This window comes from Lentilactobacillus curieae, assembly GCF_000785105.2.
Classification (GTDB): domain Bacteria; phylum Bacillota; class Bacilli; order Lactobacillales; family Lactobacillaceae; genus Lentilactobacillus; species Lentilactobacillus curieae.
This window is the reverse complement of sequence record NZ_CP018906.1, coordinates 1194690-1218300: the sequence shown is the minus strand read 5'-3', so window position 1 is coordinate 1218300 and position 23611 is coordinate 1194690. Positions and strand designations below refer to the sequence as shown.

The 23611-nt window shown below is 37.7% G+C and carries 30 protein-coding genes and 2 pseudogenes; 17 read left to right on the top strand and 15 right to left on the bottom strand.

Going from position 1 to position 23611, the window contains the following annotated elements:
* Positions 1–34: 34 nt before the first annotated feature.
* Both PL11_RS05800 and PL11_RS05795 read left to right on the top strand, forming a co-directional pair.
* Entirely contained in the window at positions 35–571 is a 537-nt protein-coding gene (locus tag PL11_RS05800) for a biotin transporter BioY (RefSeq protein ID WP_035167945.1), read from the top strand.
* Between the two features lie 71 nt (positions 572–642).
* On the top strand, positions 643–957 hold the full coding sequence (locus tag PL11_RS05795; RefSeq protein ID WP_035167943.1) for a hypothetical protein: 315 nt from the start codon (positions 643–645) through the stop codon (positions 955–957).
* 45 nt (positions 958–1002) lie between these two features.
* Here the strand turns inward: PL11_RS05795 and PL11_RS05790 are convergent, their stop codons facing one another.
* Positions 1003–1407 carry a hypothetical protein gene (locus PL11_RS05790; RefSeq protein ID WP_035167941.1) on the bottom strand — a complete coding sequence of 135 codons (405 nt, stop codon included), beginning with the start codon at positions 1405–1407 and terminating at the stop codon, positions 1003–1005.
* A 74-nt stretch (positions 1408–1481) separates the two neighbouring features.
* Here PL11_RS05790 and PL11_RS05785 point away from each other — a divergent pair, with 74 nt between their 5' ends.
* From PL11_RS05785 to PL11_RS05775, 3 genes are all read left to right on the top strand, one after another.
* A complete protein-coding gene (locus PL11_RS05785) occupies positions 1482–2126 on the top strand; it encodes a helix-turn-helix domain-containing protein (protein WP_052127830.1) in 645 nt (214 codons plus the stop codon).
* A gap of 475 nt (positions 2127–2601) precedes the next feature.
* A complete protein-coding gene (locus PL11_RS05780; protein ID WP_035168370.1) occupies positions 2602–3132 on the top strand; it encodes a GNAT family N-acetyltransferase in 531 nt (176 codons plus the stop codon).
* Positions 3133–3237: 105 nt separating this feature from the next.
* Positions 3238–3639 carry a hypothetical protein gene (locus PL11_RS05775; protein ID WP_035167938.1) on the top strand — a complete coding sequence of 134 codons (402 nt, stop codon included), beginning with the start codon at positions 3238–3240 and terminating at the stop codon, positions 3637–3639.
* A 318-nt stretch (positions 3640–3957) separates the two neighbouring features.
* Here PL11_RS05775 and PL11_RS05770 read toward each other — a convergent pair whose 3' ends face one another.
* A complete protein-coding gene (locus PL11_RS05770; RefSeq protein ID WP_035167936.1) occupies positions 3958–4449 on the bottom strand; it encodes a C39 family peptidase in 492 nt (163 codons plus the stop codon).
* A 10-nt stretch (positions 4450–4459) separates the two neighbouring features.
* On the bottom strand, positions 4460–4981 hold the full coding sequence (locus PL11_RS05765) for a GNAT family N-acetyltransferase (RefSeq protein WP_035167934.1): 522 nt from the start codon (positions 4979–4981) through the stop codon (positions 4460–4462).
* A 148-nt stretch (positions 4982–5129) separates the two neighbouring features.
* Between PL11_RS05765 and PL11_RS05760 the strand changes: the two genes are divergently transcribed.
* From PL11_RS05760 to PL11_RS05745, 4 genes are all read left to right on the top strand, one after another.
* Complete coding sequence (locus PL11_RS05760) at positions 5130–6095, top strand: D-2-hydroxyacid dehydrogenase (RefSeq protein WP_035167932.1); 966 nt, start codon at positions 5130–5132, stop codon at positions 6093–6095.
* Positions 6096–6678: 583 nt separating this feature from the next.
* Positions 6679–7077 (top strand): hypothetical protein, encoded by a 399-nt coding sequence (locus PL11_RS05755; RefSeq protein ID WP_035167930.1) that lies wholly within the window; start codon positions 6679–6681, stop codon positions 7075–7077.
* Between the two features lie 130 nt (positions 7078–7207).
* Positions 7208–7543, top strand: coding sequence for a hypothetical protein (locus PL11_RS05750; protein WP_152639003.1), 336 nt, complete (start codon positions 7208–7210; stop codon positions 7541–7543).
* Positions 7544–7615: 72 nt separating this feature from the next.
* A complete protein-coding gene (locus PL11_RS05745) occupies positions 7616–8008 on the top strand; it encodes a hypothetical protein (RefSeq protein WP_035167926.1) in 393 nt (130 codons plus the stop codon).
* Between the two features lie 465 nt (positions 8009–8473).
* Here the strand turns inward: PL11_RS05745 and PL11_RS10365 are convergent, their stop codons facing one another.
* The 6 genes from PL11_RS10365 to PL11_RS05720 form a co-directional block, all read right to left on the bottom strand.
* Positions 8474–8650 carry a hypothetical protein gene (locus PL11_RS10365; RefSeq protein ID WP_191982049.1) on the bottom strand — a complete coding sequence of 59 codons (177 nt, stop codon included), beginning with the start codon at positions 8648–8650 and terminating at the stop codon, positions 8474–8476.
* 46 nt (positions 8651–8696) lie between these two features.
* A complete protein-coding gene (locus PL11_RS05740; protein WP_052127829.1) occupies positions 8697–8882 on the bottom strand; it encodes a helix-turn-helix domain-containing protein in 186 nt (61 codons plus the stop codon).
* A gap of 404 nt (positions 8883–9286) precedes the next feature.
* Positions 9287–9661: a hypothetical protein gene (locus PL11_RS05735; RefSeq protein WP_035167925.1), complete on the bottom strand. Its 375-nt coding sequence runs from the start codon at positions 9659–9661 to the stop codon at positions 9287–9289.
* 10 nt (positions 9662–9671) lie between these two features.
* Positions 9672–10841 carry a hypothetical protein gene (locus PL11_RS05730; RefSeq protein WP_052127828.1) on the bottom strand — a complete coding sequence of 390 codons (1170 nt, stop codon included), beginning with the start codon at positions 10839–10841 and terminating at the stop codon, positions 9672–9674.
* 15 nt (positions 10842–10856) lie between these two features.
* Entirely contained in the window at positions 10857–11294 is a 438-nt protein-coding gene (locus PL11_RS05725) for a hypothetical protein (RefSeq protein ID WP_052127827.1), read from the bottom strand.
* The gene (locus PL11_RS05720) at positions 11291–11638 is read right to left on the bottom strand and encodes a hypothetical protein (RefSeq protein WP_035167923.1); all 348 of its coding nucleotides are present in this window, start codon (positions 11636–11638) and stop codon (positions 11291–11293) included. Before PL11_RS05720 ends, PL11_RS05725 begins: the two co-directional genes overlap by 4 nt.
* Positions 11639–12048: 410 nt before the next feature.
* On the opposite strand from PL11_RS05720, the gene PL11_RS05715 reads away from it, so the two are divergent.
* The 3 genes from PL11_RS05715 to PL11_RS05695 all read left to right on the top strand — a co-directional run bounded on the left by PL11_RS05715 (position 12049) and on the right by PL11_RS05695 (position 14892).
* Positions 12049–12306, top strand: coding sequence for a hypothetical protein (locus tag PL11_RS05715; RefSeq protein WP_035167920.1), 258 nt, complete (start codon positions 12049–12051; stop codon positions 12304–12306).
* 1020 nt (positions 12307–13326) lie between these two features.
* On the top strand, positions 13327–13917 hold the full coding sequence (locus PL11_RS05700; protein WP_052127826.1) for a tyrosine-type recombinase/integrase: 591 nt from the start codon (positions 13327–13329) through the stop codon (positions 13915–13917).
* Positions 13918–14331: 414 nt separating this feature from the next.
* Positions 14332–14892, top strand: coding sequence for a hypothetical protein (locus PL11_RS05695; RefSeq protein ID WP_035167916.1), 561 nt, complete (start codon positions 14332–14334; stop codon positions 14890–14892).
* A 179-nt stretch (positions 14893–15071) separates the two neighbouring features.
* Here the strand turns inward: PL11_RS05695 and PL11_RS10260 are convergent, their stop codons facing one another.
* From PL11_RS10260 to PL11_RS10360, 3 genes and pseudogenes are all read right to left on the bottom strand, one after another.
* On the bottom strand, positions 15072–15284 hold the full coding sequence (locus tag PL11_RS10260) for an IS3 family transposase (protein WP_052127825.1): 213 nt from the start codon (positions 15282–15284) through the stop codon (positions 15072–15074).
* 48 nt (positions 15285–15332) lie between these two features.
* A pseudogene (locus PL11_RS10255) lies at positions 15333–15551 on the bottom strand (DDE-type integrase/transposase/recombinase); the annotation flags it as partial.
* 27 nt (positions 15552–15578) lie between these two features.
* Positions 15579–15716 (bottom strand): hypothetical protein, encoded by a 138-nt coding sequence (locus tag PL11_RS10360; protein WP_191982110.1) that lies wholly within the window; start codon positions 15714–15716, stop codon positions 15579–15581.
* Between the two features lie 192 nt (positions 15717–15908).
* On the opposite strand from PL11_RS10360, the gene PL11_RS05685 reads away from it, so the two are divergent.
* Both PL11_RS05685 and pepI read left to right on the top strand, forming a co-directional pair.
* Positions 15909–16292, top strand: a complete 384-nt coding sequence (locus PL11_RS05685) for a hypothetical protein (protein WP_035167913.1) — start codon at positions 15909–15911, stop codon at positions 16290–16292.
* Between the two features lie 244 nt (positions 16293–16536).
* Positions 16537–17415 carry a proline iminopeptidase gene (gene pepI, locus PL11_RS05680; RefSeq protein ID WP_035167911.1) on the top strand — a complete coding sequence of 293 codons (879 nt, stop codon included), beginning with the start codon at positions 16537–16539 and terminating at the stop codon, positions 17413–17415.
* A 58-nt stretch (positions 17416–17473) separates the two neighbouring features.
* Here the strand turns inward: pepI and PL11_RS05675 are convergent, their stop codons facing one another.
* On the bottom strand, positions 17474–17980 hold the full coding sequence (locus tag PL11_RS05675) for a thioredoxin domain-containing protein (protein ID WP_035167908.1): 507 nt from the start codon (positions 17978–17980) through the stop codon (positions 17474–17476).
* 36 nt (positions 17981–18016) lie between these two features.
* Positions 18017–18244: a hypothetical protein gene (locus tag PL11_RS05670; protein ID WP_035167906.1), complete on the bottom strand. Its 228-nt coding sequence runs from the start codon at positions 18242–18244 to the stop codon at positions 18017–18019.
* 260 nt (positions 18245–18504) lie between these two features.
* Between PL11_RS05670 and PL11_RS05665 the strand changes: the two genes are divergently transcribed.
* The 3 genes and pseudogenes from PL11_RS05665 (at position 18505) to PL11_RS05655 (ending at position 21509) form a co-directional block, all read left to right on the top strand.
* Positions 18505–20199: an oleate hydratase gene (locus PL11_RS05665; protein WP_035167904.1), complete on the top strand. Its 1695-nt coding sequence runs from the start codon at positions 18505–18507 to the stop codon at positions 20197–20199.
* 234 nt (positions 20200–20433) lie between these two features.
* A pseudogene (locus tag PL11_RS05660) lies at positions 20434–20757 on the top strand (DUF2975 domain-containing protein); the annotation flags it as partial.
* A gap of 86 nt (positions 20758–20843) precedes the next feature.
* Positions 20844–21509: a type 1 glutamine amidotransferase gene (locus tag PL11_RS05655; protein ID WP_035167902.1), complete on the top strand. Its 666-nt coding sequence runs from the start codon at positions 20844–20846 to the stop codon at positions 21507–21509.
* Positions 21510–21549: 40 nt separating this feature from the next.
* Here PL11_RS05655 and PL11_RS05650 read toward each other — a convergent pair whose 3' ends face one another.
* On the bottom strand, positions 21550–23592 hold the full coding sequence (locus tag PL11_RS05650) for a glycosyl hydrolase 115 family protein (protein WP_035167900.1): 2043 nt from the start codon (positions 23590–23592) through the stop codon (positions 21550–21552).
* Positions 23593–23611 lie beyond the last annotated feature (19 nt).

The following is a 23611-nucleotide window of genomic DNA, read 5'->3' as shown; positions in this document are numbered from 1 at the left end:
CATACAATATGCCATTAACTATTAAGGAGCAATTATGTCAATTAAACATATGATGCAAGCCGCATTAATGACTGCGGTAATTATTGTCCTTGGGCTGATCCCCGGGATCCCGCTTGGCTTTATTCCCGTTCCCATCGTTTTGCAAAACGTGGGAATCTTACTTGCCGGTGAACTTTTTGGAATTAAACGCGGAACGATTTCCGTCTGGCTATTCGAATTATTAGTTGTTTTAGGAATGCCGTTCTTATCTGGGGGCAATGGCGGGTTCGCTGTATTTCTTGGCCCAACCGCTGGATATCTTATAATCTGGCTGTTTACCCCCGCATTGGTTGGTGGTTTAATTAAATTAACCAATGCCACTAACAGTTGGTGGCGTGAATGGCTAGCTGTGTGGATTGCTGGTGTGGTCGTCATGAATGTATTTGGAGCAAGTTGGTTAGCAATTCAAAATCATTTAAGCTTGTCAGCGGCCGCAATAACATTTTTAACTTTCATCCCTGGGGATACGATCAAGTCATTGTTAGCAGTGGTTGTGGCGAGAAGATTGAGAAGAGTAAAAAGGTTGGATTAAGCAATCATAACTTCAATCCTTAAACGAAGACAAATGATCCAAATTTATTCAAATAAGGTGGCAGATCAATCATGCTTAAAAAAATATTTAGGTTACATTCTTACATCAAGAAAAATTACGAAAATGGAAATTTCCATGTAAATAAAAAATATTCTGATAGTCACAATTATCAGAATACTTTCAAAAATTCAATTAGTGATTTTAATTTGGGGAAAAGAGCTGCACTCAAAGACTTCACAGCAAACCACAAGTTCAAACTCTACCCTGTCAAAATAATCAGTATGGTAAATTCCTTATTTAAAAATAAATTTCATGAAATCGCTGATTTTGTTACTGGATATGACCAATCTAAAAGAGAAATCTTAGATAAATCAAAACATATCTAAAGTCTCGAAAATAATTAAAAAGCCTATCAACTTTTTTAATTTTCGCTAATCCAAATCTTTAGAATTATTTTCCACTACATCCTCAACTTTATCTCTGAACTTAAATTGCAACAGAGCAATTGCAATCAACCCAATCGTTGAATACATAACAAAGGCTTTACATTGCATTCCTTGACGACTTATATTATCCATCCCAATTGAGAAAATTATCCAAATCCAGACATAAATTCTCGAGTTGGTAAGCACTCGGTGCAATACCGATGCATCTTGGGGATCAACATTCCACTGTAAAATCCCCAACAACAGGTAACCAACTCCTAGAATTAAGCCAGCAACCATGATTATTATCTTATTGAAGATACTAGTATCTAAAGTGATGGAAAATATGATGTATGGTAGGCCAAGTAATCCTAAGATTAAATTGTTCATTTGTACGTATTTAGTGTTCATTTTATCCACTCCTGAAATAATATATTAGTTTATAATTTATTTGGACTTATAATTTTGAAACCGTGGAGATAAAAATGCAGATTGGTAAAAAAATTAAATTTTATAGAACTTCCATGGGCATAACACAAACGCAGCTTGCTGAGAAAATAAATCTGTCCAGAAAGACAGTTTCAAGTTGGGAAACTGGCCGCAGCCTTCCAGACCTTCAAAGTCTTGTTTCTTTGAGTAATATTTTTGATGTCCCTCTCGATAACTTGATTAAAGATAGCCAGATTATTAATGACTATGATTGTCAAATTAAGAAAGGCAACAAATCCGATAAGGTTCGATTAGCTAGCTATATTGCCAACATCATCTTTCTTGTTATCCTTCATTTAGGATTTATTTTCAATTTCTTACACATAACAATCTTAATTTCTGAAATTGGCATAACCGTTAGTGTGTGTTTATTTTTATTAAACCTTCAACCTAATAACGAAGAAAAAAATCATAGCTTATGGTCAACTGTCGAAATAATAATTGCTTTAGCATTGCTGAATATCTTTCTACTTCCCACTAGGGTTCACCTTACTTCGACTTTTAACATGCATGAACCATATTACCTGTTTGGGTTTACATTTGGTGCACTGATAATCACAACACTGTTAGTTATCTCCGAAGCCATAATCTTAATCGGATTTCCAAGAAAGCACCTGATTTCTCCTTTCAAAAAATCATAGTGCACTTGGTTTGCGTTTATCTGCAAGCTAATCCTCTTAGCAAAACCGGTAGCTCAACGAATTAACTGCTTTATGTGGTAAGAGAGTTTAATAAAGTGCAAACCGCAAACTAAATGACAGAAGCACCCCTATCAAGTTATAGGGGTGCTTCTGTCATCTTTATTTTAATCTTTTATAATTACCGTTCAGACTTTATTCCCATCATTGTTCTTCCACAATTCCTCGATAGACTCTGGATGTTCCTAAATAAATCAGTAAACAAAAAGCACAGGTTCAATATACCCATCCTTTACTGCAGTCTCTGCATAAGAATAACTATTAAATAAACTTCAACTTAAAATAGCCGCAACAAATCATGACTAAAAGGCTAGTTTTTTCTCCTTATGTTTGAACAATATCCACCACATAAATGATAGGATACTGTTATATAGCCTTTTACACGATTCAATATCTTAGTCTCAAGGAGCTGATCCAAATCAATATCGAACTTAAACCATTTAGACAATCAGACTTAACAGATTTTTGGCAACTTGCTTTCAGTGATGATGAAGCTGAATGGACAAAATGGAATGGTCCATACTTTCATGATAAATTGCCAACCCAGAGTGATTTTATAAACCACCAAGAGAAATACAATTATGTAAATAACCCACTTAAAAAATTAATTTGGCTAAATGGCCACATGGTTGGTATGGTTAGTGCAAATTATGAAGATGGTGACTTAATGCAGTGGTTAGACGTTGGGATTGTCATTTATGACGAAAGCAGATGGCATTCTGGAATTGGTAAAGAGGCTTTAAGAAAATGGATCAGTGAACTGTTTGAGCTAGTCGACTTACCCCATATTGGTCTGACAACTTGGTCAGGTAACATTCGGATGATGAAGCTAGCGGAATCAATTGGAATGACCAAAGAAGCTCAAGTTCGCCAAGTAAGGTATTGGGATAGTAAATATTGGGATTCAGTGAAATATGGAACTTTACGGAAAGAATGGCGCAGTAACTAACCATATTGGAAAAAACACTAATATGGTTTATACTCCTAGACATATCGGGCCATCTGCCATTTTTTATGGCACCAACCACCCAAAATTTATTAGATGGAGATACTCATGAATAAGAAAATATTATTATCCGCAGCTACACTGGCAGGCTTTTTGGCGCTAACCCCCGCCGTTACCAACGCATCTCAATGGCACAAAGGCACTCCAAAAGCACTTCGCAGTGCCTGGGTCAGTTCCAAATCATTTAACGGCAGGCATTCAACTGTAAAAATCTACGCTGGCCACGTAACTTACAAATCAGCACTTCTTCCAGATCCACAAACGGTTACCCAAATTAAATACAAGAAAACTTCAGCCCATCATTACACTGTAAGTGGCAAATATTTCAATAACGCCCCTGCTGGCGGAATCCGCGAAACTTTGAAGCTTAAAGTTATCAGCCACAATAAAGTTTATGTAAAAGTTCCAAACAGTGCAGGAATGGGAATTAACGGGTATTATGTGCGGTAATTTAAAAATAGTCAACGCTCTTACATCGCTGGCGTTAAACGACCATTTATATAATAATCAAAACGAGGTTCAGACAAAACTAGGGTCAACGAAAAAATGCTGTTATAATTTCACTTTTTGAAATTATAACGGCATTTTTTCTTCTATTCAGATGGTTACTACACGCAGTAACCATCAGGACTGAGAGCCTCAGGACAGTAAGCATCAGGAGTGAATCCCGCTACTCGCAGAATTCACTTACTGTTGGTCTTGCGGGGGTGAGACGACGAAAGCATCTTCGTATGCTTTCTGTCCCACTCCCTTCTTCTACACATATATTTAATAACTAAGTGCCATTCTATCCTTCAACTTCCACTTCTCTTCAAAGCGGGAAATACTCATTGTCGTCCGTTCTCCTGTCCAACAGTCGTTATAAAATACCACATCATTAATTCCCGTAATTACTAAGGCATGGGTATGAAAGCCATCAAACTCACCTACCCAAACAACGACTGGATGTTGCCGTTTGTCAATAAAATCTCTTAGTTGGTCAATTGATTTGCCCGAAAGATTCACAGCACTACCAGCATATTTCGTCACAAGTTTTAGCAGTGCAGGTGGGTAAATACTGTCACCATTATCAGTGAATGGATCTCCCACAAAGCCTTCATTAGGGTCAGAATCACTAAACGGCATTTCTTTGGCCAGAGCAACCTTATCGACTGTTGCACCTGAATACGCAAGCATCATTGTCACTGCCGTAATTTCACAGCCTGTCGGCAATTCGGGACGCTGAGTAATTAGTCTCACATCTAGTGATTTAGTTATCATTGGTATCACCTCATAGGTTTAGTTCAAATGCATCCCTAACCGGATCAATTTGATCATCGACATCTACTTTCCCCCGTTTAACAAAGCCAAAGGAACCAACTAAGTGTTGCATTGGCTTGTTCATAGGATGAGTATCAATTCTAATATTGTGAATTCCTTCAGCCAGCGTCCTTGAAATCAAATTTGAAAATAAAAAGTTAGTTAGGTGCTGACCACGGTAGTTAGCTGAAATTGCAGAACGGTGGATAACTGCATACTTGTCGGAATTATTTTGCCACTGACCATCGTAAATCCCATCATAGTTGGGGTCTGCTGTAAATGATAGAGCTGAATACCCAGCAACATGTCCTTCCACAATCAGCACATATGCGATTTTATTTTCAATATCGGCGTTGATCATCTCCTCATTTGGATGACCATCCTGCCACTGTGGACTCCCATAAGATTTCAAAAATGCTTTTGCCTCATCAATAATTTTCATCACATCAGGAACGTCGTTTGGGGTTGCTGCGCGAATATATACTTGTGCCATTAGGACACCTCCGCCATTTAAGTTAATTATTCTTAATTGTATTTCAATCTCTAGAATAGTCAATTTGAATCGGGTGTTTTAATAGGTAAACACCTCCTGCTGTGGTACCCTTATTCACGGATAAACCTGATAGAAAGTGGTGGAAAATATGAAAATCGTTGTGTTAGACGGCTATGCTCTAAATCCAGGTGACCTTGACTGGGAACCCTTAAAAAAGTTTGGTGATTTTACACTGTATGACCGCACTCCCGTTGATAATGCAGATGAAATTTTGAAACGAATTGGCGATGCAGACATTGTGTTTGATAACAAAACGCCACTCACCGCTGATATTATTGCTAAAGCACCCAATCTCAAATACATCGGGCTTCTAAGTACTGGGTATGACGTAATTGATTTGGATGCTGCCAAACAAAATGACGTAGTTGTTACCAACATCCCAACGTACGGAACCGATGCAGTTGCCCAACATGCATTTGCATTGCTATTAGAAATCACAAACCAAGTTGGCGTGCATGATCGTTTGGTTCATGACGGAAAATGGTCAACTAACCCAGATTTCACTTTCTGGGTTAAACCCTTGGTTGAGCTCCGGGGCAAAACCATTGGGTTAATTGGTTTTGGTAAGATTGGTCAACAAGTTGCCCAAATCGCCCATGCATTTTCAATGAATGTTATCTATTACAATCACCGACCAAAGCAAGCACCTGGTGACTGGGCAACACAAGTAGAGTTAGATGATTTATTTGCTCAAGCAGACATCATTAGTCTGCATACTCCACTAACTCCGCAAACCAGTGAAATCATTAACCGAGATAACATCGCTAAAATGAAGGATGGAGTTATTATCATCAATACTGCTCGTGGTGGTTTAATCGAAGAATCCGCTACTGCAGACGCCCTTAACAATGGAAAAATATTCGGTCTTGGTGTCGACGTTGCAAGTTACGAACCAATCAAAAAGGATAACCCATTGCTAACTGCCAAAAATGCAATCATTACTCCCCACATTGCATGGGCACCGCTAGAAACCCGCTCACGTTTGTTGGGAATTGCGGCGGACAATCTCCAGGCGTTTGTTGATGGTAAGCCGGAAAATACAGTTGAAGCATAATAACAAGTCGCATATAAAAAGGCAGAGGACTATGTTCAATAGTTTCTCTGCCTTTTTTGTCTTTCATATAGAGATCTATTTTAATTTACATACTAAAAACAGCGCCAAATGAACTCAATTTACATATGTTAATTTTAAAAATTCACATAATCTACCATCAATATTCATATAATAATCATCAAATGTTCACAACCTACTATTAATATTATAAGCGTTAGCGAATCATTTTTAGAACTATAAAAAAGCGCATTTTGATATGTTATGTGGATTCGATTTATATAAGAAATTTCCTCCTTATGTTTTTTTCAATTTCAAATCGTAATTCTTAAATAGTTGAATTACGAAAGTATATATACTATGAACTTCAGGAAAGGCTTCTTACGCTTTCCCTAGCAGCAAGTTTGGCAACCACCTTATTAGTGGAATTTCTGTTTCCTTAGCAGATACTCAACATCAAGAAACAACTACAGCTACACAAAGTACAACACGCATTAGTAGATGCTAAGATTAACCACTCATCAGCTGTTGCCATCGCTGAGGCAGTTAAACAAGTTCTGCAAATTTTTATCTAGGAGGATTAATGATGAATAATGAACAACTTGAAAATCGAATAGAATTATTAACTGATGCCGTAGGAGAATTAGCAGATAGGCTTGGAAACACAAACGAGAATCCAATTTCCCTCAGCCTTTTATGTTTAGACTATGGGATTACATTGGAGCAGCGAGATTCGATTGTATCTGGTTTTTTTAGATTAGCGGATTACGATGAAAATCTTGATACAATTGCTTTACCAAAATATCGTAAAGTAGTGGAAGATGCCTTGACTGGGTCGCAGACATTATCTGCAGATATTAACAATAGACTGGTGATTACACTTATCCAAGCAGCAACCGTATTTCCAGTTCATGGATTGTCTGAGTTAACGGACCATCTTGAATTGGGAATGGATTATGACTCAGTGTTTGATCAGACGGATTAGTTTTGTTGCTTGGTTTTGTTAAGTTCCATGCCAAGAGGCCACGCAATGACTCTAAAAGTTAAGCTCGTTATTTAATAAATCAATTTGTTATTGGGCAGTACAAGCCGCACAACTTTTATCATAAATTTAGATGATTAGAGGTAAATTACCAATGGAAGTTTTCACAAAAGAAGCCCTTTTAATAGATATACTTGATACCATCTGCACAAAGCTTAATATTCATAGCAGTGCTTTTGTTTTTCTTAGTCGATCTTACTCTGACAACGAAATTCAATCATTGTACTCCTATTTTGTCAGGATCGAACATAGTAAGAAATCATTATCAACTGATGAAGTTATCTCTAAAATACAAGAAATCAAACCTGACACTTCAAGTCAAACTGCTGAAGCCACGATTCATGAGTTAATAGCTGCATTTCAAGATGAAGAACGATTCCCTTGGATTATAAGTCAACTTAAACTTTAATTAAGTTGCAATCTAACCATTGCTCAGGCACTTGAACAGGTGCTCAGAATTTTTATTTAGGAGGATTAATCAATGAATAGTGAACGACTTGAGGATCAAGTCTATTTGTTAAGAGAAGCCGTCAGAGAATTATCAGATAAACTTGTAAATACAGAGTGGAGTACAAGACTACTAAGCCTATTATGCTTGGAGACTGGAATTACTTCTGTTCAGCGGGATTCGATTGTGTCGGGCTTTATTCGTTTATCAGAGTCTGACGAAAATCTTGAGGTAAGCGCCTTGCCTAAATATCGTAAGGTGGTTGAAGATGTCTTGGCTGGTTCACAAACTTTAGTTGACAATAAATTAGTTATTGACCTTCTTGTAGCAACAGCAGAATACTCATATCACCGATTATACGAATTAACGGACTATCTTGAATGTGGACCAGATTATGATTCACTGTTTGATCAGACGAAAAAATAATGCCTGCTATTTAAGCACTTATAATACAAAGAGGACTAGGAGCGAATCTGATCTGTACCCCTCGTGCTGAATTAACTCTGAATATCTGTTAAAATTAAAAAAACCGTTTACCATTGTATGTCTTAATACTAGGTAAGCGGTTTTTTGGTGTTTTTAGGGTTACACACGTGATATAAGCGTATTTTAAAGCCTGTTTTGATGAGACGATAAATAAGTTTATCCCTCTGATTGCTGGTAAAGTCATAACATAAATAAAGTCTTGGATTTTTAATCATTTTTACCTAACTACGCAAAATTTCTTCTTATTTGTTGGACGGTGCCAATAATCTTGATCGATTGAGAATCCGTCTGACCAAATACCTGAGCTTTAAAACCCGATTCATAATTGACTAATAAAATTGGTGAACCTTGCCGACTGACATGAGCAAGTATGAGACGATCATGCTTAATTCTAACTAAACAAATTTAATCATTATTAAAGTTGTCAGTTTCTTTTATCAAAGCTAAGTCCTCTGGCATGATGTGGTCAGCCAATAAGTCGGTTTGCGTTACGTGGATCCAATAATAACTAAAATTAAGGTCAATTGTATTTGAGCCCACCAACTCATATGATTGAGCTTGCAAGTCTTCGTCTTCACCCAAAAGATCCGAGGTTTCTAGAACTGGTATTCTAACAACATCATCCTGGTTATGTTATATTTCCTAGCATTAAATTCACCTCAGAATAACCAGCTGCTTGATATAAAATATCAACATCTAGCCGGAGACCTTTTGCCATTCGACGCGATGTATCTGCTTTTGGAATACTTCTTTTTCCATTTTCAATCAACGACCAGTAGCCATCAGAAATTTGAGGTTGATCTTTTGTTTTCAATTGCCGTTAATCTTGTCTAAGCAAATATCCTTTCTGTTTACGCAAGTCCCGAAGCTTCTCCCCAAATTGTGTCGGCGTTACTTTACTCATATAATATCACTCATTCTTTTTTTATTAGGTACTATGTTCATTCTAACAATAATAGAAGTTGAATGCCTGGCCAAAATTACGCCATATAAGCTAATCTTGACGCATTATAGGTTTACTCACCAATAAATATTTCTAGTTTCTTAATATAGTATAAACTACTCCTGTATAAAAAATATGTGCACTAAAAACAGCCATGAGTGTAACCCATGGCTGTCTTCATTATTGCTTTAAGTTATTTATTAACTACACTGTAATGCTTGGAAGATTCGTTAATAAGAGAAACTATTGATAATAGTATAAATCATGACCGCTAATTAGACCCCTTTAATTAAAACGTGAAGGATCACGTACAGTCCGATACTCCCTGGAACAATAGTACCACTCCAAATGTTAAATGTTGCGTCATATGGTAGTGTCAAATTAAAAATTAAAAGTAAGGCAACTATAGTAGCAAGTATAATTATTACCGCATTGGATTTTTTTATCCAAAGAGTTGCTACACAAACAATGACTAGAAAAAAGGTAACATTTTGTAACAACCATTGAGGGTGTCCATACCATGTATCGGGCCCAGTGTAATACCCCATGTTCGAAAACCAGATATCTGCCGACAAAGCTAAGCACGAGCCCAGTAAACCTAATGAAATAACTATTAGCGATAATATATTAAAACCATTGATTGTTTTCAAATTATCCCTCCTAATATGTCAGACTGTATACTTCTCTGGGCTTATATTTTGGTTTGAAATAATGCATAATGTTGTGAGGATAGATCCAATAAAGTGGCAGATGGATAGTTCTAGTAACCTTTCCCTTAGTTCCATAAAGATAGGCCTGGTACACAAATTTAGAACAATAACTAGGATTCTTTTTATGAATCATAGCTCCAGTTCCTATAGCGTAATTTAAATTACCATTCTTGAACATATGGTGATAAGCGTAGCTAGCCGCTTCTTTACCATATTTTGGATTTTTAAATCTAAATACAATTACTTTCATAGTTTTATCTGATGATTTGTTATGTTTTCTGTTTTTATGTCTCCCAATGACATGTCTATTAAAAAATACCCCTTTTTTATTATCTTTAACATTATTTTTCTTTGAGTAGCCATAATTAGCTCCAGGCATCTCTAGAATTGTACTTGATGTGTTGGCAATACCAACATGTCCGGGGATACCCCCTATACTACCACTGGAACCGCCACCATAACAGATTATAATGTCTCCAGGTTTCATATGATATTGGCCTAATCGGCCAGGGTGTTTGTGTAGACCTTTGATTCTCTTGACATGATTACCATGTCGATGATGGTATTCAGTCCCCGGATTGTTGTTAATATTAGCTTTGCTAACATTATTACTACTTTTTGTGACTTGGTTTCTTGGTGCTAAATTGTTGCTACTCTTTGTGGCTTGATTTCTTTGTCCTAAATTATTTGCTTGGTCGTTTACTCCAACTGGTGTCCTTGTTTTGGTTGTTTCTTGGCCACTGTTATTGTTACCATTAACATTGTTAAAGGTTTGTTGCTGATTTGGAATTGCAGCTGTATTTTGAGCATTCGGGTTTACAGTCCCCGCAGAAACTCCAGCACCTGTCGCAGAAGCGGAAGGATTACCAGCAGCTCCACCAGCAACACCTGGTGTGCCGCCAATAGCTCCACCTGGGTCAACAACACCGCCGCCTTCTGGTTTTCTATTATCGTCATCGTTATCATTATTATTAGATGAACTATTATTATTGTCTATTCTCTGACCGTACCGATCATAGTCAGCGTGGATGACATTAGGAGTAACAGTTATCGAAAATGAGAACACGGCTACTAGTGAAATTAAAAGCTTTGGCAATAATTTCAGATCGTTCTTTAGCATTCGTCACATCTCCAATTAAATTAGACTTCTAATGGCTGAAATAACTCCGGTTATAGAATTAACAATAGCTGTACCCTGACCGACTACGTTCGATACTGAACCTGTGACATAATAAGCGAGTTGTCCCACGTTAGCTGCCGCAGCAGTTCCAGTGTACCAAGGTTGTAATCTAGTATTTGCATCTTGCGCTTCTTGATTTTTCTTTTCTCTATCAGTCATTTGTGGTTGTTGTTCTTGTGTTGCCGGCTGAGTTTGACTATCGGCTGTACTTTGCTCATTTGTTGGTTGACTAGTGGCTGTTACTGAATTATTGCTTTCTTGCTTTAAGGCTTCTGCCTTTTTAACTTGTTTAGCATGAGCTGCTGCCTGAGCTAAAGACTTTTCATTGGCCTGTTCTTTGGCACGCAGTTTAACATTCTCACGTTGCCGTTTTACTTTATCTTGCGCCATCATCTTTTTTTGCTGGCAAACTGCTTCTCCATTAATTTCTTTAATTGCAATTTTGAATAGCGCGGTTTAGTCGTTACCGTGTGCTTCTCTACCAAGGACTTTTTGCTGACCCTATCAGCAGGGTTAACAATTACTGTCCTTTTATGTACTACAGATTTAACATGTGTGGTCGTATTACCATTACTTCTAATCTGATTTTCCTGTTCTGCTGGATTAGTTGCTAATTGATGTGTCTGTCCCTCACTATTAGTAATTTGTTCATGCTTAATTGCGTTAGCGCTGACATTAAAGCTTGTAAAAAATAAACAACTTAACGCTGTAAACATAATTGCTTTCAATCTCATCATAAATCTTCCCCTTTTGTATTTATTTAATAACAACTAAATAATAGTTTTAGATAATAAATATGTCAATATAATTTCACCGTAATAATGTAATACTTAAAAAATACCCCAATTGTGTTAACAATCCCAAAAGACGTGTATTTTATTTTTCGTAAGTAGGTAGTAATATTTCAACCTTAACTACGTCGCGATAATTAATTTTCCATTTCCCATCGTCAGTGACCAGGATCAAGTAATTATCAGCTAATTCCGTAATAAATTCCTGCCAATCTTCAAGCTTTAACGGATTATCTTCAAATTCAAACAGTCGAACTTGAATCCATTTGCGATTAGTCGCCGCATGTTCAGCAACGCTTTTTAGTTAAGTTAGTTGGTTATCGGTCATTTGTAAAGCTCCTCTCGGCAAAGAGCTTTTGACCTATGATGAAGCCGTCACTGGTAAAGGAATTGAAACTAGCTTGCTGTCAGCGATTAAGCACGATGATGTTGTGATCGTTATGCTGGATTCCATGAGTCACAAGATTGCCAATCAAGCCTTTCGCACTTCAAAGGATCTCAACAAGCTGGTCTCTTCAACCAATGTAAACAGTCCATTAGCCATAGAAGAAAGTATCAAGCGGGCTCTTAATCGTGAGCCAATCTACACCAGCGCAAATCACATTGTGGACTAAAAAAAATAATAATTATCTCAAATGAAAAAGTCCTTAAGTCATTTAGACTTAAGGGCTTTGCGTGAATAATAGTTAATGTAGAGTAGTTAGAGCGGTGGTAATCAGTCAGTAGATTGGGGTATTGCTTAAGCAACATTTACGGAAGAAATTTCGTTAACAAGGGAATTAACATAAATTATAAGAAAAACCGATCATGTCTCAATGTAGTTCAGCGGTTCTTAGCAACCGATAAGCTGTCACTCTATATCTATCTACGAATTCATTGTAAATCGTAGATTTTTTGGACTAAATTAAAAGCCGTTGTAATAATTCCAACGGCTTAATATTACTTCAAGTTTTCACAAGAAATAAAAAGGTAATCGCCTAATAGCTAGAAACTGTTATCTTTTGTTCTTAATAAAACTTAGAACTAAGTTATTTAAAAAGTTGTTAGGTAAAAATAGTATTGAGACCCCAAAATTTATCATAGCAATTAACCAGAAAACAATATTTAGTCCTTTTGTAATATAGACTGCTACGATTAAAATAATAAAACTGATGAATTTAACCACCTCACTAACAATGTAAGCTGTCTTTTGGGGGTTCATATCAACAGTCCTTTCGTTTTCGTATAATATTAACTAAAAATTTTTGATTTTTAATTAATGCACGGTTTTTAAAAACACCGTGCATTAGTTGTTAGTTATGATATAATCTTATTTGTAGAGCTGTTAGACGGTGACGTTGACTATCGGATTGGAGTGATGTGTATGACACACAAAATCCAAACGAAAGGAAACGCAACTTTTATTGGTCGGAATTGCCTGCATTCTTTACGGAATCGCTGCAATCATTCGTGCAATTGGCGCTTTGCTCAAAAACACGAAAAAGTAGACAAACAAAAAGAACCGTTTGCAAACTTTGGCGGGCACGCTGACGGTTCTTCATAACTAGATAGCGGAACGCCATCTCTACAACTTTACTGTGTATCTGTGGTTAGTATAACACAGTGCACAGTATTTTTGAATGGAGTTGATTATCATGTCTACTGATAAACCGCACAATACTAACAAGGGTTTACATATTAACATTCAACCACTAAGAACTAAATCAGCAATCGAAACTGCAAAATTTTTCCTATCAAGAAACCGCCATGCAGACCGTGATTTGCTGCTCTTTTTATTCGGTATCAACACAGGTTTACGTGCGTCAGATATTGTTATTCGTAAGGTTGGAGAGTTTAGACACACCAAGAAGCCGTATATTATTGAGCAAAAGACTGGTAAGCAACGCAGGCTTAACTTAACCAACTTGTCAGATATGATTGACCAATATATCTTCGGGAAGAATGATGACGACTGGCTCTTTCCTTCTCAAAAGCCTGGGTATCACCTAACCGTAAATGGTGTATATAGAATTATGGATAAATTAGGCCAAGAAATGGATCGTGATGACCTCGGCACACACACGCTCCGCAAAACGTTTGGCTATCACTACTATCGTAAAACTCATGATATTGCTACGCTAATGGCTATCTTTAACCATAGTTCACAAGAAATCACCAAGAGATATATTGGAATTACCGAAGATGAAATTGATAACTCATTAAACGACTTTAGTATAGGAATATAATCCTAAAGTCACAAAATAGTCACTCTATTTTTACATAATGGTCACTTCATCTTCACATAATTTTCACAACACACTAGTAGCATAATAAAAGTTCGCGAATGAATTTTGGAGGTAATATTTATCAAAAAAGCGCATTTTGATACTTACATGTGGATTTACGTTATTATTGGCATTGTTAGCATTATAGTTTCCCCATTTGTTTTTTTAAATTTTAATTTTGTTGACCAATTCAGATACTTCTTCTGCTTTTTAATAGCAACGGTCATTTCATTTAATGCTATTCACGTAGAGCAGAGTAATTCAAATATCCAAAAAGTTGGATACATATTTAAAAAATCGGGAAGTCTATTCTTTTTAGCAATGTTAATACTAATTGTAATCCTTAAATTAATTTAGTTAGGTAAGGTAATTACAATGAAGAATAAATCAAAGCTAATCGTATTTTCTGTCGCTGCATGTCTTACAACAACATCATTAGGTGGAGTTTCTTCCGCATTTGCTGACTCTCAACTTCAACAAGTTTCCACTTCTAAACAAAACTTGCCAAATCTGTCACGTCAAGAATTGTTCAGTATGAATCTAACAGATGATCAGATTGTTGATGTTTTAACACAAATCAATAATGGTCAGAGCAAGCTTACCATTAATGGTGTAGAATACACCGTAAACCCTACAGAAATCAAGAATGCTGCCACACAAACTAATAACGGGAAAACTCCATATTCAAATAGCTTTATTTCACTACCAAGCTGGGGTACACTTTACGAACTTGCAGGATTCATTCAAAATGTTGTATCTGTTAATGGATATACCCATAAGTCAGGAATAAAGGTTGGAAAATGGATTAAATCTCATCACCCCAAATTGGCAAAGTCTATACGCAGCAACAATAAATTAATCTTTATGATACAAGCGGTCATTGGATTTGGTCTAGAGGCATCTTTTGTTAGCGGTATACAAGAAGGTGTCAAGTAGTATAAACTTGAACATTTTGCCCTTCACCGCTTGTTTTTATATTAAGGTGAGTTGTTTTAAATTAGTCGTCCTTTGTAATCAAATTAATGATAATATTTGTTGTCACCGTCAAATATTGTAACTAAAAAGACTGGGAGAATACTGAAGTGCCACAAAAAAGTTAGACATTTTAAAAAAGTTTAAGCTATGGCTTGATTCCGATATTCAATCGGAGTTAAGCCATTTTTGTTTAGTGAGATTCGGTCTTCGTTGAACCATTTTACGTACTGACTAGTTATTTCTTCAAGCCTATCCAAGTCTTCAATCTTGGATCGGTTTAATCGTTCTCTTTTTAGTAAATTGAAGAAGCTTTCAATTGGCGCGTTATCATGGCAGTTTCCCTTACGAGACATGCTAGGTATAATCCACATTTTATGTAACGTTTGATGATAGTACGATAGTTAATATTGCCAGCCTTGATCAGAATGTAAGATAGGCATTGATTCCTTAGGAATCGTAGCTTGAAGATTACTCAATGTAGTGGCTAATTGCTGCTTATTGGCATGATTAGACACATTAAGGGAAACAACTTCATTACTAGCTTCATCAATTACTGCCGAAATATATCCCCATTGATTATTAGCTAATTTAACCTGTGTCACGTCAGTATGGAGAACCGTATAAGGTTCAGTCGCATCGAATTTTTGTTAAGGTAATAAAACAGAATATCCCGACAAAAACTGTACATCGCCAAAAACTGCGTAACCACCCTTTAACTCCGCCATAACCATTGGATTGGTTCCATTAACAGCGGAAGTGATTCGATCTTCATACCATTCTGCCATTTTATTTACTCCCTTAGCTATTCTAGCTTTTTATTTATTAAGATTCATCTTACACCTAAGTAAATACGACAGTTGCGAAATTTTTTAATTAATAACATTTTATGTATTTACATCAAATGTTCTTCCATATATTTATAAACGATATTATCCTGTTCTATGATATGACAATAATTATGGAAGGTCATGATATCTATGAAACATAATAAAATGGCTCTAAAAATATTTTTATCGCTTGTAATTCTAATTTTAGTTATACTGGGATACCAATTTTTCACTGTAGATAAAGGTATGGAAAAATATACTCAAGATGTCATAAACACCGCGTTAAAAAATAATGACAACAATAAATTATTGAAAATAAGTTCAAATAAACGAGTATTTAAAGCTTTGAAATCCCAAAAGCACGTGATCATAAAGTTTAGAACTGATAACCAGGGATCCGAAAATGTGGCTTACTTTCCATCCAAAATTGGCTCTAAAAGTAAAACATACGGTATTGAGCTAAAAGTTAAATCCTTTATATTCCACCAATATACTTTAAAACAGGTTGTAGATTTAAGTACATTACCTAATTAAAGGATGCCATTTTCCTTTTTGGAGCTTAACTGTCATAGAGTAGCGAATATTATTTAATTTTCTAGTACCGTAATGATTTTTTTGACTTAAATCACCAGAATGAATGCTAAAAGGTTTCCAACTAATAAACACGTAATTTTTAGTGGGATTCTGATTCAATATTTGTCATAATTCCCAAAAAGTTCCGCCATCGTTTTCATTTAGAACTACAATGAATCTAACCACTTTTAGGAGGTTCTTACATATGAAAATTCAAGAAGGCTACATGCCCTTTCACCAGTACCAAACATATTATCGGATTGTCGGCGAACCCAACCCTGATAAAGCACCATTGTTATTAATTCATGGTGGCCCCGGATCATCACACAATTATTTTGAAATGATGGACGACTACGCTGAAACCGGTCGGCAGCTGATTATGTATGACCAAGTTGGCTGCGGTAAATCATCACTACCGGAAGATGAATCTGTTTACGTTAAGGAAACTTGGGCAGAAGAATTAATAGAGTTGAGAAAGTACCTACACCTGGATCAAGTCCATATGTTAGGGCAATCTTGGGGTGGAATGTTGGAGATGTACTACCTCACTCAGTTTGATCCTAAAGGCATCAAGAGTGTAATGATCGATGGCTCACCATCATCAATTAAACTTTGGGTTAAGGAACAACACCGCTTGATTCAATATCTTAGTTACGAAGATCGTCAGGCAATTGCGGAAGCAGAACGCACGGGAGATTTTACTAATCCGCGTTATCTGGCAGCCAACTCCCGTTACATGGAAGCCTATTGCTGGGACGAGCCTAATGAAAATTCTCCAGAGCCAATGCGTAGAGAAACTAACGGAAAACGGGCTAGTTTGATTGCGGAAGGTCCTAATGAGTTTACAGAAAATGGAACCATTAGCGATTTTGATGTTACTGACGACTTGCATAAAGTCCACGTGCCCGTCTTAGTCACTAACGGAACTGACGATTTATGTACCCCATTAATTGCCAAAACTGTGTACGACAACATTCCTGGAGCAAAGTGGCATCTGTTCGCTAACAGTCGCCACCTTGCCTTACTTGATCAGCATGATGAGTTCATAAGTGTGTTAGATGGATGGTTGAAGGAAAATGATTAAAAGAAAGTGCCCATGTCAAAAATGACATGGGCACTTTTTACCAGTTTCTTCTTAACTATTACTTAATCAGCTCTGCAGCTGGCTTCAATGTATCATCAAAGTACATTTGGTCATCAATAATAACGGTAGGTAATTTGAAAATATCGTTGGTAACAGCTTCCTCAATTACTTTATCTGAAGCGTCAGTATTATGAGGACCGTCGGTAACCCCATAACGGGTTTCCAAATATTCTGGAACTTGTTCAACATTTTGCTCATTTAGCTTTTCTTGGTTTTCAAAAACATCACGAACGTATTCGAGTGCCTTTTCTGGGTTTGAATAATCAACAAAATCATCAGCTACGGCACCATTTACAAGGTCATCCTTGTCCTTGTTCCAGAACTTCAAGTGAAGTAGTAATGTACCTTCGTCGACCGCTTTGAACAAATCAGCTTGGTTGTCCAGGAACCATTGCTTACTGTCAGGACAGCCCAGGTTCAAAATAACTGTCATCTCTTTGCCTGCTTTTGCTTTGCCGTACGTTAGTGCGTATTCAGGTGCGTAATCAAAATTAAATTTGGCCATGGGTAAAATCTCCTTTTAATCTCTGTTACTACTATTCTAACGCTTTCTCCGACTTCTAAACATAGAAAAGCCCCCAGAGATTAGTAATCCCACCGCTAACAGTAATACTAAATAGGTTCCAATTCCGCCGCCATTCATTCCAAAGTATGTGGCATATCCAGGCTTGCTAGTCTGAATATGCACGGCCAATCCCTGTGTAAAGATCATCTTAATTCCTAGCAGTGTAAGTAATCCACCAATTAAAATCTTCGCTTTTGCAGCCATATATTAATCCTCGGTTTTCAAAATTCATTATAAGCAGAAGTATATGCCCTTAATTATAATAATGCAATGTAACAGTGGCTTTACGCGCCTGCCTAATTACACTACCATTACATGTTAAGTTATAGCAATGGTTCTACTTTGTTTTTAAAAATCGAGAAAAACGCTTCCATTTTTCTAAAAAAGTTTTATAATATAGATGTAATCACATAGTCAACTATTAACAGTGTTACCACATTAACTATTTATTGGAGGGAATCGTTATGACAAAGAGCAAAGCAATCATGATTGGTGCTGGATTAGCAAACTTAGCCGGGGCAGTTTATTTAATTCAAGAGGGACATTGGAATGGAAGTCAGATCACCTTTTATTCAATCGACGATCATGGCTCAAATGACGGTTCCTCAGTTAGCACTGCCGCGGATGAATATTGGAATCAAAATCATCCCTTGGGAAGTCAGCCAGGGTTTGTTGCCCGCGGCGGGAGAATGTTGAACTACAGAACCTATGTGGATTTGATGGACTTGTTATCACGCGTTCCATCAGCAACCGAAGAAGGCATGACTGCTGCAGAAGACACCCGTGATTTTGACGCTAAACACAGAACCTACGATAAAGCTCGTCTTCTTAAAGGTGGCCACGGAATTATTGATGGTGGCAAGCTTGGACTAAACAATAAGGACAGGATGTTACTATCTAAGCTTGTTTTAATGCCTGATTCAAAGGAAACCGATCTAGACAACGTTACCATTGCTGACTACTTCAAATCTAGTCCCCACATGTTTCAAACCAATTTTTGGTATATGTGGGAAACTACCTTTGCCTTTAGAACTCAAAGCTCCGCTCAGGAATTGCGTCGCTACATGCACCAAATGATCTATGAATTTACCCAAATCGAACACTTAGTTGGGGTCAACCGAACTCGTTACAATCAATACGAAAGCATCATGCTGCCACTGATCAATTATTTGAAGGACCAGGGAGTCAACCTTGTTCTCAACCGTAGAGTGACTGACTGGGAATTCAAGGATACTAAGATGCAAGATGAAATCACAGTCACGGGACTAAAGATGGTTAATACCGAAACTGATGAGGAAGAAAACGTTCCGGTCGATGATCAGACCGCCGTATTCTTTACCAACGGGTCAATTACAGACTCCGCCACTTTAGGTGATTTCAATACCCCAGCAGAAGAAAATCCAGATTACGGTGCTGCATCAAGTCTTTGGAAAAAGGCAACTGAACGTTTTTACAACCTAGGTAATCCAGACAAATTCTTCAATGATCGCAATGCTAGCGAATGGGTCAGTTTTACCCTCACCACCAAAAATCATTTACTACTGAACGAAATCACTAGAATCACTACCCAAGTTCCGGGAAATGCCCTGAACTCATTTCTATCAACTACCCCAATCACGCCTTTAGGACAAGAAGATGTCAACATGTCCATCGTGGTCCATCATCAACCACACTTTACTGATCAAAAACCTAACGAGTCAGTTATTTGGGGCTACTTCCTCTACCCACGTCGGACTGGTGAATTTGTCGAAAAGCAGTACATCAAAATGACAGGTAAGGAAATGCTTCAGGAACTGATCGGCCAACTATCTAAAGTCGACCCTGGTCCTGGTAACATTAAAGATAAAGAATCAGAAATCATGGACAGCGTGATTAACAACATCCCCGTTTACATGCCTTACGCATCCGCCCTCTTCAATAACAGAGCCAAATCTGATCGTCCAGAGGTGATCCCAGAACATTCAACCAACCTTGCCTTCACTGGTGAATTTGTCGAGCAACCATACCAAATGGTCTTCACTGAACAAAGTGCAGTTCGTTCCGGAGAGATTGCTGCATTCCATTTTGCGGGCGTCCCAATGGATAAGTTAGTCAAGAATCCTCGGTTCGACAAGGATCCAAAGGTTCTCGCACGAGCAACAAAAAAGATGTTTCAGTAAATCAAAATATTAAATTAAAGCAAAACATGGCTGAATTCCTGTCTGTTAGTGGCTACTTAAACTAACATTAAGGAAATACAACCATGTTTTTTTCTGGGGAGGAAACTAATTATGAGAATCACTACTGCAATCAAAAATATCACGTTACTGTTTTTAGGAGCATTCTTCGTGCTAGTTGCGGCGCTTGTAACCACGTAAGTCGCAACTGCTGGAAAGTTACAACATCCATACGTTGTTTGGTTGATGATGATTGCTGCATACATAGTGTTGATCAACGTAATCTACGTCCTAATTCAATTTAATAGATTTTATCAGGAATACACCGTCAACCATGACCAAATCACAGCGGCATCTCTAATTCATTTTCGTAAGTCAACCAAATCGCTGCTAATTCTCAGCCTCTCAAGCATTTTGGTACTTCCATTCTTCTACGTTGCTGCGCAAGCAGATGACGCACCAGGCTTAATGCTATTTGGAATTTTATTGGTGGCAATTCCGTTTGCTGTGACGGGAATCGTGAAGGTGTTGGGAGATATGATGAAAAATACGATTCAGTAGTTTTTTGTGCTATACTTACCTCCAATAATAGGTAATTGCAGGCGATACCTAAGTAAAACATTGCCGTTGATGTGAAAGGAACGATTATGCGCATTAATGTTTTACAGCACACCCCAAATGAAGGTCCGGGATCAATCCTTGACTGGGCTGAAGTTCACAACCATGAAGTATATACGTACCATCCCTACCAATTCGGTCACCTACCTACGGCGGATGAAACCGATATGTTGGTAATTCTTGGCGGACCAATGAGCCCTAACGATGATATTGATTGGATCAAAGCTGAACGTAAATTGATCAAAGAGCTTCTCGATAACAACACCCCCATCTTTGGTGCTTGTTATGGTGCTCAACAAATTAGCAAGACACTTGGCTATCCTGTCACTAAAGCTCCTGCTAAGGAAGTTGGTTGGGCTCCTGTGCATTTACAAAGCCACGTCATCCCAGGAATTCCAGAGACCTTACAAGCACTTCACTGGCACGAAGAAATGTTTGAAGTTCCAGACGGTGCTGAATTGCTGTTTTCTAGTGACGCTGTTAAAAACCAAGGATTCGTTTTGGGCCACCACGTTGTGGGGCTCCAATTCCATTTTGAGCCTAAGCCCAATAACGTGAGGGAAATGGTAGTTAACGACTTCAACTACATCCCAGGGTCAATTCTAAAACAAACTAAAGAGGATATTTTAGCTACCAAAGTTCCAGAAGAGAACCGTGCAGTTATGTTTAGAATTTTAGACTATCTTTCTCAGTAATAAATAAAATGACCACATCCGCTGGATGTGGTCATTTTATTTATTTAGCCTGATTACCGCCAAATCGGCCCTGTAATCTAATCGCCATCTCCCGATCATCGTACGCCTTGTGAGTATTGGATAATAACATGATTTTTGCGTCGCTCTTATCCATCAAGTATTCACGTTCCCATTGGTCCTCGTCTGGACCATCACCAATAATGCGGACATAATTGGTAAGCGTTCCTAAAACGTTAATGGTTAGTGAAATATTGGTGTAGCAATCGTTGTCGTAGAACCGAACCCACTTTTTAGATGGATTGTTTTGCCACGCTAGTAGCACCTTATTAAGGGTTTGTGCAGCTTCGCTAGCAAGCAAGAACGAATTTGCATAGAAATCTTCTGTGTCAGCGAAGAATGCATCGAATGAATCAATTGTCAGTTTCAACGCTTTGATTGGATATGCATGAACTGCCACACTCAACCACAAGTCATTGTATAACCGACTACTATCGTCATCTGGTAATTCCTCAATCAGCGCCTTAATCTTATGAACCAGTTTTTCAAATGGTTCAACATGATCGCTAATCAACTGATCAATCATGGATAGTTCACCGATAAATTTCTTATTACCAGTTAGCCACTCCATCTCAGGCAATTTATCCCGCTGAGCAATCCAGGTTGCGACAATTTTCCTTAAAGTATAGGTGTAAAACTCATCGCCAGCCTTTTGGTCAGCAAACTTACCATAGTTCAAGATGCAGTCAAAGTAATCTTGATACAATGCGGCAATCTTTTCTTGGTTAGTTTGATAGTATGTTTCTACATATTCAGACAAAATTTCAGCGTTACTCTTAACCTTGAAATCACTTCTCCAGGTCTGCTCAACTAAGCGTAAGAATAGCACATTCGGCTTAATATTACCGGTGTTGCACAAAACGAAATCATCCATGCCAGCTTCATGAACCTTTTCCAATTCATCAGCTACTTCATGGGGAGCAATCTGTAGCATTGAAAGGAAGTTCGATGCTTGTAAGTCATGGAACGCAACGTGGTAATAAATTCCTTGTGATAGTTTAGGATCACTACCGCTTAGAACATCAGAACGTGGATCATCGTTACCCTGACGACGAGAAACCATTCGTCCATAACCATTATCTGCCCAAATTTGAATCACATCATTTGGAATATCGAGTAACCCTGCATTGTAGAGCGCAGTTAACTCACCATAGATGTTAATTGTGCAGACAGCGTCTGGAACTGCCTTTTTGACCATGTCATATTGAATCTTGATAACATCATTAATCACCTTAGCCCGGTCAGCAAGCGTGTACTCATGATCATCATCTAGCCAGAAAGGACGGTCACCCTGCCCTCTAAATCCAAGGGCCCAGATAACATCAGAATCCTTTTGCTCATCAATTGAATCTTGCCAAAGTTTTTTGAACAGGTCTGGATGTTTAAAATATGAAGCATCAAGATCTGGGTAAACTCTAGAAAACATTTCTGCGCCAAGTGGTTCAGCATGGTGATGGGTCAAAATCAATCCCATCTTAGCAGCGGTACCTTGATGATTTTGACTTGTTTGCCCCGTCCCAGGGATAATAACGTTTCCCCCACAACGAAGTAGCGTTTCGTAGATCATTTGCCAAACATTGTCGGTGGATTCACGGTAGTCCCATTCATTTAATAAAAGTTCGTCGTTTACAAACCAGCCACGGTACTTAACCCGAAAGTCAGGTAATTTGATGTCATCAAGATTGCTAATTGTGACGTAGGGAACTCGTTCTGGTTCTTTATCCAGCCAGAACCAGAAATCATCAACCTTGAGCGCATCTCGTGAAATTGCTAGGGCTCCATACATAACCCCACGAGCAGTTCCAGAACTGACGATTAAGTGGCTTGCATCATTTAGACTAACCTTAAACTGTTCATCAGCCGGTGCCTGATCATCAATAACCAACTGAATTTCGTTTTGGTCACCATCGGCAGAAACAACCGCATCGATATCGCGAATCAGTATTTTGGCAGCATTTCTAAGGACATCATTTGTGTAATCAGTTGTAACAACAGTGCTTTTAGATACTAAAAATTTATCTTCCATTCTTAACTCCTCTAACCCC